Annotated in this window: 12 protein-coding genes; 4 read left to right on the forward strand and 8 right to left on the reverse strand. The window is 68.2% G+C overall.

Going from position 1 to position 12524, the window contains the following annotated elements; translation table 11 throughout:
- Position 1: 1 nt before the first annotated feature.
- The 3 genes from RT97_RS30875 to RT97_RS30885 form a co-directional block, all read right to left on the reverse strand.
- Complete coding sequence (locus tag RT97_RS30875) at positions 2 to 1924, reverse strand: glycoside hydrolase family 15 protein (RefSeq protein ID WP_042582683.1); 1923 nt, start codon at positions 1922 to 1924, stop codon at positions 2 to 4.
- Positions 1921 to 2739, reverse strand: coding sequence for a trehalose-phosphatase (gene otsB, locus RT97_RS30880; RefSeq protein ID WP_042582684.1), 819 nt, complete (start codon positions 2737 to 2739; stop codon positions 1921 to 1923). Before otsB ends, RT97_RS30875 begins: the two co-directional genes overlap by 4 nt.
- A gap of 395 nt (positions 2740 to 3134) precedes the next feature.
- On the reverse strand, positions 3135 to 4394 hold the full coding sequence (locus RT97_RS30885) for a multifunctional CCA addition/repair protein (protein WP_042582746.1): 1260 nt from the start codon (positions 4392 to 4394) through the stop codon (positions 3135 to 3137).
- Between the two features lie 219 nt (positions 4395 to 4613).
- Between RT97_RS30885 and RT97_RS30890 the strand changes: the two genes are divergently transcribed.
- Positions 4614 to 5339 carry an OmpW/AlkL family protein gene (locus RT97_RS30890; RefSeq protein WP_042582685.1) on the forward strand — a complete coding sequence of 242 codons (726 nt, stop codon included), beginning with the start codon at positions 4614 to 4616 and terminating at the stop codon, positions 5337 to 5339.
- Between the two features lie 24 nt (positions 5340 to 5363).
- Here the strand turns inward: RT97_RS30890 and RT97_RS30895 are convergent, their stop codons facing one another.
- From RT97_RS30895 to RT97_RS30905, 3 genes are all read right to left on the reverse strand, one after another.
- Complete coding sequence (locus tag RT97_RS30895; protein ID WP_042582686.1) at positions 5364 to 6047, reverse strand: glutathione S-transferase family protein; 684 nt, start codon at positions 6045 to 6047, stop codon at positions 5364 to 5366.
- 107 nt (positions 6048 to 6154) lie between these two features.
- Complete coding sequence (locus RT97_RS30900) at positions 6155 to 6721, reverse strand: MgtC/SapB family protein (RefSeq protein WP_042582687.1); 567 nt, start codon at positions 6719 to 6721, stop codon at positions 6155 to 6157.
- A gap of 91 nt (positions 6722 to 6812) precedes the next feature.
- Positions 6813 to 8843 carry a lytic transglycosylase domain-containing protein gene (locus RT97_RS30905; protein ID WP_042582688.1) on the reverse strand — a complete coding sequence of 677 codons (2031 nt, stop codon included), beginning with the start codon at positions 8841 to 8843 and terminating at the stop codon, positions 6813 to 6815.
- 9 nt (positions 8844 to 8852) lie between these two features.
- On the opposite strand from RT97_RS30905, the gene RT97_RS30910 reads away from it, so the two are divergent.
- The gene (locus tag RT97_RS30910; protein ID WP_042582689.1) at positions 8853 to 9470 is read left to right on the forward strand and encodes a 5-formyltetrahydrofolate cyclo-ligase; all 618 of its coding nucleotides are present in this window, start codon (positions 8853 to 8855) and stop codon (positions 9468 to 9470) included.
- An 89-nt stretch (positions 9471 to 9559) separates the two neighbouring features.
- Here the strand turns inward: RT97_RS30910 and RT97_RS30915 are convergent, their stop codons facing one another.
- Positions 9560 to 10543, reverse strand: a complete 984-nt coding sequence (locus RT97_RS30915; RefSeq protein WP_042582690.1) for a LysR substrate-binding domain-containing protein — start codon at positions 10541 to 10543, stop codon at positions 9560 to 9562.
- Between the two features lie 289 nt (positions 10544 to 10832).
- On the opposite strand from RT97_RS30915, the gene RT97_RS30920 reads away from it, so the two are divergent.
- Complete coding sequence (locus tag RT97_RS30920; RefSeq protein ID WP_042582691.1) at positions 10833 to 11153, forward strand: DUF2917 domain-containing protein; 321 nt, start codon at positions 10833 to 10835, stop codon at positions 11151 to 11153.
- Positions 11154 to 11238: 85 nt separating this feature from the next.
- On the opposite strand, the gene RT97_RS30925 is transcribed toward RT97_RS30920, so the two are convergent.
- A complete protein-coding gene (locus tag RT97_RS30925) occupies positions 11239 to 11643 on the reverse strand; it encodes a BLUF domain-containing protein (RefSeq protein ID WP_042582692.1) in 405 nt (134 codons plus the stop codon).
- Between the two features lie 159 nt (positions 11644 to 11802).
- On the opposite strand from RT97_RS30925, the gene RT97_RS30930 reads away from it, so the two are divergent.
- Complete coding sequence (locus tag RT97_RS30930) at positions 11803 to 12504, forward strand: Crp/Fnr family transcriptional regulator (protein WP_155403948.1); 702 nt, start codon at positions 11803 to 11805, stop codon at positions 12502 to 12504.
- Positions 12505 to 12524 lie beyond the last annotated feature (20 nt).

Below are 12524 nucleotides of genomic sequence, written 5' to 3' on the forward strand. Positions count from 1 at the left end.
GTCATATGCAGGAATCCCAGGGAGCGGACAGACGCACAGCCGCATTGATGATGCCGACCATCGAATAGGTCTGCGGAAAATTGCCCCACATCTCGCCCGTGACCGGGTGGGTGTCTTCCGAGAGCAGGCCGAGCGGATTGCGCGCTGCGAGCATGGTCTCGAAGATCTGGCGTGCCTCGGCCTTGCGGCCGATCTTGGCAAGTGCGTCGATGCGCCAGAAGGTGCAGATGTTGAAGGCGGTCTCGGGCTTGCCGAAATCGTCGGCCGCCTCGTAGCGGCGCATGTAGGGACCGTCGCAAAGCGACTTTTCCATGGCGTCGACGGTGGAGATGAAGCGCGGGTCGCGCGCGTCGATCAGGCCCACCTCGACCATCAAGAGGATGCTCGCGTCGAGCTCGTGCCCGCCGAAGCTTTCCGCGAAGGCCTGGCGCTCTTCGCACCACGACTTGGCCAGGATCTCTTCCTTCATGCGCGCGGCATGGCCGTGCCAGTAGGCGGCGCGGTCGGCCAGCTCCAGCCGGCGCGCGATCTTGGAGAGACGGTCGCAGGCGGCCCAGCTCATCAGCGCCGAGCTGGTGTGCACGCGGGCGCGCGTGCGCAGTTCCCACATGCCGGCGTCGGGCGTGCCGTACACCCGCACCGCCTGTTCGCCGACCGCCTCGAGATGCGGAAATTCGGCCAGGCCCGCGCGGGCGAGCAGCCGATGGTCGTGGAAGGCCTGCGCCGCGCCGAGCACGATGTTGCCGTATACGTCGTGCTGGAAATGCTCCTGCGCCTGGTTGCCCACGCGCACCGGGCCCATGCCGCGGTAGCCCGGAAGGCCTTCGACGAACGACTCGGGCAGTTCGCGCTCCAGCCCGATGCCGTAGAGCGGCTGGATGTGCTCGCCGTGCGAGCCGATCACCACGTTGCCGAGCCAGCGCAGGTAGTCTTCCATCGTGCCCACCTCGCTCAGCGAATTGAGCGCGCGCACCACGAAGAAGGCATCGCGCAGCCAGCAGTAGCGGTAGTCCCAGTTGCGCTGGCTGCCCGGCGCCTCGGGGATGCTGGTGGTCATTGCCGCGACGATGGCGCCGGTGTCTTCATACAGCGAGAGCTTGAGCGTGATGGCGGCGCGGATCACCGCGTCCTGGTACTCGAAGGGAATCGCCAGGCGCTTGCTCCAGGTGCGCCAGTAGGCGATGGTCTCTTGCTCGAACTTGCGCGCCGTGTCGGCAATGCCGTCCAGCAGCGTCTCGTCCACGCCGAACATGAAGTTGTATTCGCGCGAGATCACGAAAGGCTGCCGCGCGAGGATGTGCGAGATCGAGGCGTCGGTGTTCAGCCTGAGCGTCACGTCGGGGCCGACGTAGCGGATGTGGTTGCTGCCTCGCGTGACCTCGATGGGTTCCGAGGCGCCCCACTGGAAGCGCGGATCAAGCGACACGCGGATGCGCGGAGCGCCGGCAATCGGGCGGATCCGGCGCACCATCATCAGCGGGCGGAAGTAGCGCGAGCGGCTGTAGAAGCGCGGCGCGAAGTCGGTGATCTCGATGCCCTGGCCGGCGCTGTCGAAGAGCTGCGTTCGCAGCACGGCGGTGTTCGGCTCGTACCACTGCTTGGCTTCGGCGAAGTCTTCGATGTCGATGCTCCAGGCACCCGCGCCTTCGCCGGGATGCAGCAGCGCGTTGAACACCGGGTCGCCGTCGAATCGCGGCAGGCAGCACCACACGGCACGGCCGCGCGCATCGATGAGCGCGCTGTAGGCGCAGTTGCCGATCACGCCGACGTTCAGCGACGGCTCGGCCGGCGGCCCGAAGCCGCGCGGTCCCGGAGCGGCGGCAGCCTTCACGTCGACCGGCGCGCGGTCGTCGGGGCCGGCGGCGTCGGGCAGGGCCTCGCCGGCGCGGTCCTCGGGCGCCTTCGACAGTTGTTCTTCGCTCATCCGGGGCTCCTCGGGTCTTCTGTTTTGTCTTGCGTGTCTTCTTCGGGCTGGGTGGAAGGCTTGGCCACCAGCATGTCGCGCGCCTGCACCAGCCATTCGTACACCGCGCGCGGCGATTCGAGCCGATGCAGCGCAAGACTCGGCCCCGAGCCGACCTTGATCGCAATGCCGCCGCGCGGCTGCACGACTGCGAAGCCGCTCTCGTCGGTGGTGTCGTCGCCCGCGAAGACCGGCGTGCGGCCCGCGAAGGGGGCCTCGGTCATGAAGGCGTCGATGGCGATGCCCTTGTTGACGCCGGCGGGCTTCACTTCGAACACGAACTTGCCGTGCATCAGCTCGAGCGCCGGCCGGCCGTCGATCGCGCGCGACATCGCATCGCGGCACACCGCCTCCAGCTGCGGCGCGAGCCGGTAGTGCAGGGCGATGGCGGCGTGCTTGCGCTCCACCAGCAGGCCTTCGTGCACGCGCGCAAGTTCGTTGGCAATTTCAAGGATGGGCACGAGGTCGGGCGCGTGCTGCTCCTGCATGTGGCCTTTGGCGTCGCGGCGCTGCACGCCGTGCTCGCCGGCCGCAGGCAACCGAAGCGGCGCGAGGAAGCGGTCGATCGAGTCGATCTGGCGGCCCGACACCACGGCCAGGGCGCCGCCGAGCTGGTCGCGCAGGTCGCTCAAAAGGGCGACGAGCGCGGGCGGAATTTCGATGGCCTCAGGGGTGGGCGCAAGGCCGACCAGCGTGCCGTCGAAGTCGAGGAAAAGGGCGGCGTCCCGGCCCAGCGGAGGAGGCAACTGCATGTTGCTGTCGGAGGACTTTGGCATTGGGAAAAACCATAACACGCGCTTCGGACGCCGTGTGTCGGCCAAAACCGGACGTGCTGCGCGGCGTGCGCCGCCATTTCCATGGTGCACGCCAAGCGACAGCGTGGCGCAGCGCGGGCGCGAAATCGGCCAGCGCACGCAGCAGCGTGGCCGCGCTCACCGGGCACCGGCACGCCGGAGGCGGGCACGCGATGCAGCCGCTCGGGCGCGGTTTCGCCGGTCACCCAGCACGCGCGGCGCCTTCAGCCCGAATCGGCGCTGCAGGCGCTGGCCATGCGACAGCGTCGGCCGGGTGTCATTCACCCGATCGATCCCAGCAAGGCGATCCGTCGGGAGAAGTGCCGGAAGGCGTGCCCGCCGCGCCGGTGAAACGCGGGGCGTGCCGTGCCGTTTCTTCAGGCCAGCGACGCCGCTACGGCCTCGATGCGCGCGCGATGGATGGCATCGCCAATCTGCGGCCCGGTGGCGCCCGACTGCTGCGCCTTGCGCGCGACCACTTCGGTGGGCACGGCTGCGGCGGTGGCCAGCACGGCCAGCAGGCGCTCGCGTTGCGGGTAGGGCTTGTCCTCGAAACCGAGCCGGCCGCGCGCATCGCACTCGCAGGCCAGCAGCACCTCGGCAAAGCGCGCGGGCTTGCGGAAGGCGTCGCAGCGCTCCAGCAGGCGCACCAGCGGCGCCGCATCGAGTTCGCCGCTGCGGTGCACGTTGCCATGCTCGCGCGCCACCACCTCGGCCAGCTCGCGGATCTCGACCGGCACGCGCCAGCGGTCGCACACCGCATGCAGCAGCTCGACGCTGCGCTTCTCGTGGCCGATGTGGCGCGGCAGCACGTCGGCGGGCGTGGTGCCCTTGCCCAGGTCGTGCATCAGGCAGGCAAAGCGCACCGGCAGCGAGGCCGCAAGGCGCGCGCTGGTGTCCACGACCATCATCAGGTGCACGCCGGTGTCGATCTCGGGGTGATGGAGTTCGGGCTGCGGCACGCCCCAGAGCCGATCGACTTCGGGCAGCAGCACCGCGAGCGCGCCGCACCCGCGCAGCACCTCGAACATGCGCGAGGGGCGCGTTTCCGCAAGGCCGCGCGCCAGCTCCTGCCAGACGCGCTCGGGCACCAGCGCATCGGCCTCGCCGGCACGGACCATTTCGCGCATCAGTTCCATGGTTTCGGGCGCGACGGAGAAATCGTCGAAGCGGGCGGCGAAACGCGCCACCCTCAGGATGCGCACCGGGTCCTCGCGGAACGCGTCGGTCACATGGCGCAGCAGCCTGTGCTGCAGGTCGCGCTGGCCGTGGAAGGGGTCGGCCAATTTGTCGGGGTCGGGCTCGAATTGGCCGTCCGCGCCCACCAGTTCGGCTGGCAGCGCGATGGCGTTGATGGTGAGGTCGCGCCGGGCGAGGTCCTGCTCCAGCGTGACGTCGGGCGCGGTGTGGATGGTGAAGCCGCGGTAGCCGGGCGCGCTCTTGCGCTCGGTGCGGGCGAGGGCGTATTCCTCGCGCGTCTGCGGATGCAGGAACACCGGGAAGTCGCGCCCCACGGGCAGGTAGCCGCGGGCGGTCATGGCTTCGGGCGTGCCGCCGACGACCAGCCAGTCGTGGTCGGACACCGGGCGCCCGAGCAGCCGGTCGCGGACGGCGCCGCCGACGAGAAAGATTTTCATGGCCGCAGTGTAGGGACGCAGCGGCGGGACGACGCCGAATGAGGTGGGAATGAGCACGGGGCGCGAGATAGGGATACCCCGGACCCGTTAAATAGAACGAGCGTTCGATAATCCGAATTGCAAACAGAACGAACGTTCGTTTATTTGCTCGAACGCAGCGCCCGCCACGGGCCGGCACCGCGTTGACGGGGATTTTTCAACCAAAGGAGCATTCACATCATGAAGAAAACAATGTTTGCACTGGCGGCTCTGGGTGCCTTGGCGTCCGGCAGCGCGTTGGCGCAAAACGCCGGCGACTGGGTCGCGGGGGCGGGCTGGTTTCACCTGGCGCCCCAGGATTCGAGCAAGCCGCTCACAGTGACGGCGCCGGTGCAGAGCGTGCTGCAAGGGTCGGGCGCCAGCGTCAAGGACTCGGACACGCTCGGCCTGAGCCTGGCCTACTTCATCGATAGCCACTGGGCCGTGGAAGGCGTGCTGGGCGTTCCGCCGAAGTTCAAGCTCGAGGGCAAGGGCACGCTCGCCCGCGTGGGCGAACTGGGCGAAGCCCGTCAGTGGAGCCCGACGGTCCTGGTCAAGTACAACTTCAACGAAGGCAACGACGCCTTCCGTCCGTTCGTCGGCCTGGGCGCCACCTACGTCTGGTACAGCGACGTGAAGCTGACCTCGAACCTGCAGGGCGCGCTGGCCAGCCAGTTCCGCCAATCGCCGTATTCGGTCAACACCACCGCCAAGCTCGACAGCTCGTTCGCACCCGTGCTCAACGCCGGTATCGCCTACCAGTTCGACAAGCACTGGGGCATCTCGTTCTCGGTGTCGTACATCCCGCTGAAGACCAAGGCCAAGCTGACCACGACCTCGATCACCGGCCTGCCGGTCGCCCGCAGCGAGGCGAGCCTGAAGCTCAACCCGATCGTCACCTTCCTCTCGGCAACCTACCGGTTCTGAGCCCCCGCACCTGCTCCGAAAGCCTTACCGCGCCGTGCGGTAGGGCTCTTCGAACTGCAGGAAGTCTTTCTCCGCCAGCGCTTCGTCGATCCAGGCCTTGATGCCCGGCAGCGCCTGCACGCGTTCGATGTAGGCCGAGATGGCCGGCGGCACCGGCAACCCATAGGTCTTGATGCGCGTGCCGATGGGCGCGAAGTACGCGTCGGCAATGGTGAATCCGCCGAACAGCAGCGGGCCGCCGTGCGTGTCGAGCAGGTCGCTCCACATCTGCACGATGCGGTCGAGGTCGCTGCGCACGTCGGGCTGCTCCTCGAGCAGCTTCGCGCCGACTTCTGGCAGCGACGCCTCGATGTTCATCCCGCAGTGGCCGCGCAGGCCCCCGAAGCCCGAATGCATTTCGGCGCAGATGCTGCGCGCGCGTGCGCGGTCGGCAACGCCCTGGGGCCACAGTTGCTTCTCGGGAAAGGTCTCGGCCAGGTATTCGGCGATGGCCAGCGTGTCCCAGACGACCAGGTCGCCATCGACCAGCACCGGCACCTTGGCCACGGGGTTGATCGCGGCGATCGTGTGCTTGAACTGCGACTCGGCCTCGAAGGAGTCGAAGCGCACCATCACTTCGTCGAAGGCGATGCCGGCCTGCTTCATGAGCACCCAGGGGCGCATGGACCACGACGAGTAGTTCTTGTTGCCGATGTAGAGCTTGCGCATCAGGGGTTCCTCCGGTTCGGGTTCGGTGCAAAGCCTTCGATGCTAGCCGGCAGGCGCGCGGCCATTGATGCCGAACGCGGTGCGAATTGATGCGGGGCCGATGCCAGTCAGTCGTCGCGCGGCTTGACGTGCGGCGTGTCGTGCGGCGAGGCGAGCACGCGCGGCGCGCCTTGCGCATCGTTCTTGGGGGCGGCGCGCTCCAGCAGGTTCACCAGCCGCGGCACCAGCGACAGCACCGCCAGCGCCAGCAGCGCGCTCAGCACGGCGGTCGCCTCGCGGCCGAGCCCACAGGCCATGCCGATGGCCGCCGTCATCCAGAGGCCCGCGGCGGTGGTGAGGCCCTGCACGTGCGATTCGTCCTTGCCCTGCTTGAGGATGGTGCCGGCGCAGAGAAAGCCCACGCCCGCCACCAGCCCCTGGATCACGCGGCTCATGTCGGCCGGCACGATGCCCGTCTGCTGCGGGATCAGCACGAACATCGCCGAGCCGATCGCCACCAGCATGTGGGTGCGCACGCCGGCCGCCTTGCCCTGCTGCTCGCGCTCGAAGCCCAGCACGAAGCCCAGGATCGCCGCGAGCGTGAGGCGGACGATGATGCGCGTGAGCTGCGCGACGTCCGTCACGTCCGAGAACTCGGAGGCGATGGTGTCCAGGACTTCGTCGCGCCAGCTCATCTCAGGCCTTCCGCCGGGCCGCCCCAAAGGGGGCCTGCGCCCCCTCGGAGGGCAGCGAATGCACGAAGTGATGAGCGTGGGGGCTCATATTTCAGGGCAGGTCCTTGTTCGGCTCGGGTTCCGAGGCGTCGCGCGGACCGACGCGGCCCAGGCGCTCCTTCAGCGACTGCGGCCGGCCGCTGATGATCGCCGCGTAGTTGGTGGTGTTGGCCAGCACCTTCTTCACGTAGTCGCGGGTCTCGCTGAAGGGCACGTTCTCGGCCCAGATCGCGGCGTCGAGCACCGGGCCGTTGCGCCAGTTGCGCGGGCGCCCCGGGCCGGCGTTGTAGGCCGCAGCGGCCAGCGCCATCGAGCCGTCGAAGTCGTCGAGCGCGAGCTTCAGGTAGTTGGTGCCGATGGTGATGTTGGTCTCGCGGTCGTTGATCTGGCCGGGCGTGAAGTCGGTCATGCCGATCTTGCGGGCCGTCCAGCGCGCGGTGGCGGGCATGACCTGCATCAGGCCCGAGGCGCCGACGCCCGAGCGGGCGTCCATGATGAAGCGGCTTTCCTGGCGAATGAGGCCGTAGACGTAGGCCGGGTCCAGGCCGATGTCCTGGCTCTTGCGCAGCACCGTGTCGTGGAACGGCATCGGAAAGCGCTGCTCCACGTCGATCGCGCCCTTGGTGCGCTCGCTGGTGTTGATGCAGCGGTCCCACACCTCGCGCTGGCAGGCGAAGTCGGCCGCGGCGAGCAGCGCGCGATCGTCCATGCCGCCCTTGTCGTGCAGGTTGGTGGCGTAGTTCCACTCGCGCGTGCCCTCGGAGCGCAGGCCGATCGCGATCGCGTAGAGGCCGCGGTTGAGCGCGATGTTGCCGCGCGCGGCGGCCTTTTCTTCGGGCGTGAGCGGCGCGGGCCGCGTGGCCGCGACGACGCGCTGGCCCAGCTCTTCGAGCGCGAGCATCTCGTAGAAGCCGCGCGTGCCGGCGATGCTCGTGTAGAGGTCGCGGGCCTGGGCGCGGCGCTCGTCGCTGCGTTCGGTGGCGAGGGCGCGGGCCTTCCAGTAGACCCAGGTGGGGTCGAGCTGGGCGGTTTCGCTCATGGCGTTGATGGCGGGCGCCACGTCCTTCCACTGGCCGGCGCGCAATGCGGAGCGCACGCGCCAGCCGAGCATGTCGTCGGACAGGTCGCCGTTCTTCGTGACGTTGGCGAAATAGCCAACGGCCTGCGGCGAGAGTTTGTTGGCCGATGCGCGGCCGATGGTGCCCCAGAGCCAGTTGCGCTCTTCGGACGAGAGCATCGGACCCCACTTGCTGTCCAGTTGCGAGGCGGCCATGTCGGGATCGGCGATCGCAACCTTGATGAGCGCGAGCACCACCAGCTCCTTGCGCGACTTGGCGGCCACGAAGGCGCGGCCGGTCAGGAACTTGGCCGAGCTGGCGTTGAGCTCCTCGAAGAGCGGCAGCGCGTCGGGCGCGGCGATGGTGACGGCGCCGCGTGCGGCCTGCGGGCGGTTGGCCTCGATGGCCAGGCGCGCCTTCTTCCAGGCGTCGTTGGGCGACATGAGGCGGGAGGCCACCATGCGGTCGGCGGCGGTGAGGCAGCCGTCGTCGGCGTCTTTCTGGCCGAGCCACGCGCGGCGCACGTCGTCGGCCTGGGCCTGGGTGGCGGTGCCCGAGCGCAGCGTCTCGGCCAGGATCGCGTAGCAGCGCACCTGCGCGTCGTCGCCCATGCGGTAGCCGGCCACGTTGGCGGCAAAGCCGTCCCAGTCGCGGCGCTGGCCGAGCAGCAGCAGCCAGTCGTTGCGCAGGCGGTCTTCCTGGTAGGTGCCGGGGTAGCGGGCGTAGAAGTCCTGCACTTCGTTGGGGGCGGCTTCCTGCAGGCGGGCCTTCAGTTCCCAATAGGCGGCCCAGGGTTCGAGCGCGTGGCCCCGGGCTTGCGGCAGCAGGGCGGTGAGGCGGGCCTTGTCGCCGCGCTGGAAGGCCTGCTTCATCTGCACCAGCACGTCGTCGTTGGTGTTGGTCTGTGCGCTGGCGGGGGGATGAAAGAGCAGTGCGGCGGCAGTCAGGACGAGGGAAAAAGCAACGGCTGGCGTTGCATTGCGCGGGCGGCTGCGCGTGGATGCCAAAATGCTTGGGAACTGCATCGGGGGATTATGGACAAGTCAAAGGGTGCCGACACTTCGGCGACGGCGAGTTTTCTGAAGGACCAGCTGCGCAAGGCATTGATCGAACAACGCCTGGCCATGCCGGATCGGCTGACACGTGCCGACCTGCTGCAGCGCGTCATGCGCATCTGGCTGGTCGGGCGGCCCGACACCGTGATCGGCGCCTACTGGCCGATCAAGGGCGAGTTCGATCCGCTGCCCGCATTGCACCGCTGGAAGGAAGACGGCGAGCTCATGGAAGAAACCCAGCGTCGCCGCATCGGACTTCCCGTGATCGACAAGGTTCACAAGACGCTCACCTTCCATGCCTGGTACCCCGGCTGCCAGATGGAAGAAGACGCCTACGGCATTCCCAAGCCCAAGGACACCGAGCTGATCGTGCCGACCCTGCTGTTCGTGCCCTGCGTGGGCTACAGCGCCGGCGGCTACCGGCTGGGCTACGGCGGCGGCTTCTACGACCGCACGCTGGCGGCGCTGGAGCCCCGGCCATTCACGGTGGGCCTCGGTTTCACGCACGGCTTTCTCGACGACTTCGAGCCCGAGGCGCACGACCTGCCGCTGGACGCGATCCTCAACGACAACGGCGTCGTCTGGCCGACGTCTTGAGCCCCCCGGCTTTTCGCTTCGTGTAACGCCACCCCCAAGGGGGAGGCGCGGCTCGCCTTCGAACAGCCCGGCGGCGGCCGCATTCCCGTTCAGTCGATATCGTCGATGGTGTCCGGGTCGGGCACCTCGCCGATGGTCCCGCGCGTGGTGCCGGCCTGCAGCAGCAGCCAGTCCCAGAAGGCCTTGATCTCGGGCCGCAGCGCGTTGCGCGGGCCGGCGATGAGCCAATAGGACATCGGTGAATCCATGCGGTGCTGGGGCAGCACCTCGATCAGATCGCCGTTGGCCAGGCTCTCGGCGATCAGCGAGCTGCGCGCCAGCACCACCCCTTGGCCGGTCAGTGCGGCCTGCACCATCTGGTAGGCGTAGTTGAAATAGAGCCAGCGCTTGGGCTGGGCGCGTTCCAGGCCGTTCACCTCGAACCAGCGCCGCCACGTCAGCCATTCGAGGTGGGTGCGGTGCGCGTCGCCCGCCTCGATCAGCGTAAAGCGCGTGATGTCTTCCGGCGTCTTGATCGGCGGGCTGCTCTTGATGAGCCAGGGGCTCGCCACCGGCGTCAGGTTTTCGCCGAACAGCCGCACCGCGGTGGGCGGCATGACCTCGCGCGGGCCATAGCGCAGGGCGATGTCCACGTCGGCCACTTCGAGGTCCACCGCCACGTCGCTCGCGTCGATGCGGATGTCGATCTCGGGGTTGTCGCGCTGGAAGGCCTCCAGCCGCGGGATCAGCCACATCGAGGCGAACGACGCAAAAGTGGTGAGCGACACGCTCTTGCGCCCCGCGCTCTGGCGAATCTGGCGCACCGCCATGTCGATGCGCGGCAGCGACTGCTGCACCGCCAGCAGCAACTGCGCCCCCGCACTGGTCAGCTCCACCGCCCGCGTGTGGCGCAGGAACAGGCCCACGCCCACTTCTTCTTCCAGCGACTGGATCTGCCGGCTGACCGCCGATTGCGTGAGCGCCATTTCCTCGGCCGCAGCGCGGAAATTCAGGTGCCGCGCGACGGCTTCGAAGGCGCGCAGGTGCCCGGCCGAGATGGGGCGGGAGCGCAGGTGGGTTTGCGAATGCTGCATGGATGAGCCTTTGGAGGACCGGCCGGCATCAACATGCGCTTTCCCTTCGTGGGACACCGCGGAACCGGCTTTGCCGGGCCGCAGGTGTTGCCCCCGGAGAGGGGGAAGGAGAAGCGACACGAAGTGCGCGGAGCCTGGGGGAGTGCCTGTGATTGATGCGATATCAGCATCAGTAGGCTACTTCGTTTTCATTGGACCTACAACGCCCTGGAAACGATCATTCATTCCCGAACTGCGCCATTGCCACCGTCCTGGCATCGCACTTCGGCACAGCCAAGGAGTCTCCATCATGTCCACCGCCATCTGCACCACCGAATCGCTCGCTTCCCTGTCCATCCCCGCCCGCACCGCCGTCGCCGTGCCCCCGGCCGTGCGCCGCGGCGCCTGGCAGATTGCCCCTGGCGAGGCGATGAGCCTGAAGGCGCGCGCAGCGAGCGTCCTGCGCGTGAAGCAGGGCCGGGTGTGGATCACGCCCGACGCCACGCTGGCCCACCCCAGCGAAGACCTGGTGCTCGCGCCGGGCGAATCGATGGCGGTGGCCGCTGGCCAGCGCATCGTCATGGAAGCGTGGGATGGCTACGGTGCCACTTACACCTGGGACCAGGCCTGAACGGTCGCTCGCTCCCATGGACGGGAAAGGCGGCTTCGGCCGCCTTTTTCTTTTTTGCGAGGGGTTTCGGCCCAGGCCTGCGCTTTCAGCCGTTGATATCGAAGCTGGAGCGCAGCGCCAGGAAGTGCTTGACGGCCGCCTCGCCCTCCAGGACGTGCACGCCGGCCATCAGGTCGGGGCCTTCGCTTTCGGCCAGGCCCAGGCCGAAGCCGCTGTAGCGGCGCGTCTGCAGCGGGCCCCGGTGGATCACCCGCACCTCGACGTGCCGGGGGTCCTGCTCGATGCGCTGCATCAATGCCTCCAGCGCTTCGCGCGGACCTTCCAGGTGCTGGCAGAACCGCATGCCGTCGAAGACCAGGAGGCCGGTGATGTCCTGCGCCGCATTGCGCACCCGTGCGCGGCTGACGATCGCGCCCACGGGGTTGGCGGGCAGGTCTTGCGCGAGCACGCTGCAATAGAAGATTTCGTGAAGCGTCTGTGGTTCTGTCATGCGTCTGGAAAAGGAAACGGTGCGCAGTCTAGACAGCCGCAGTGCGCGGTGAAATGTGAAAAGACATAACCGGAGCGCCTATAGTGAAGCGTGAGATTCGATGACTATCCAATAGCCGCATCCCCTCCCCAGGGTCTCAATCCCTGCGACGACTGCGCATTGCGCCGTCTCGATGCCTTCCTGCCCGCATCGCAGGAGGATCTGAAGACCATCCAGTCGTTTCGTGTCGGCGCGCGGCGCGTCGAGGCCGGCCATTCGATCGTCGAGGAGCACCGGCCCAGCTCGCAGCTCTTCACGCTCTATGCCGGGTGGGCCTTTCGCTACAAGACGCTGAGCGACGGCCGGCGGCAGATCCTGAGCTTTCTCCTGCCCGGTGACTTCATCGGCCTGCAGGACGAGTTCGCCGACGGCCAGACGCACGGCGTCGAGGCCGTGACCGACGTCACCCTGTGCGCCTTCTCGCGCGAGCGGCTCTGGCCGCTCTTCCACGCGCAGCCCAAGCTGGGCTACGACATCACTTGGCTGGCCGCTCGCGAGGAAAAGATGGTGGACGACAACCTCGTCACCGCCGGCCGGCGCAACGCGGGCGAGCGCATCGCGATGCTGCTCATGCACCTCTACCGCCGCGCCGAGCGCGTGGGCATGGTGCGCGACGGCTGGGTGGAATTTCCCTTCAACCAGCAGCATATCGCCGATGCGCTGGGGCTCTCGCTGGTGCACACCAACAAGACCTTGCGCCGCCTGCAGCGCCTGGGCCTCTACAAGCTCGACGCGGGGTGGCTGCGCATCCTGGAGCCGCATGCGCTGGAGGCGCTGGGCGACTACTTCGAGCGGCCGCTGCGGCCCGTTCCCCTGATCTGAGCCTGCGGGCGCGCCCGCCG

The organism is Variovorax paradoxus (assembly GCF_000834655.1).
Classification (GTDB): Bacteria; Pseudomonadota; Gammaproteobacteria; order Burkholderiales; family Burkholderiaceae_C; genus Variovorax; species Variovorax paradoxus_F.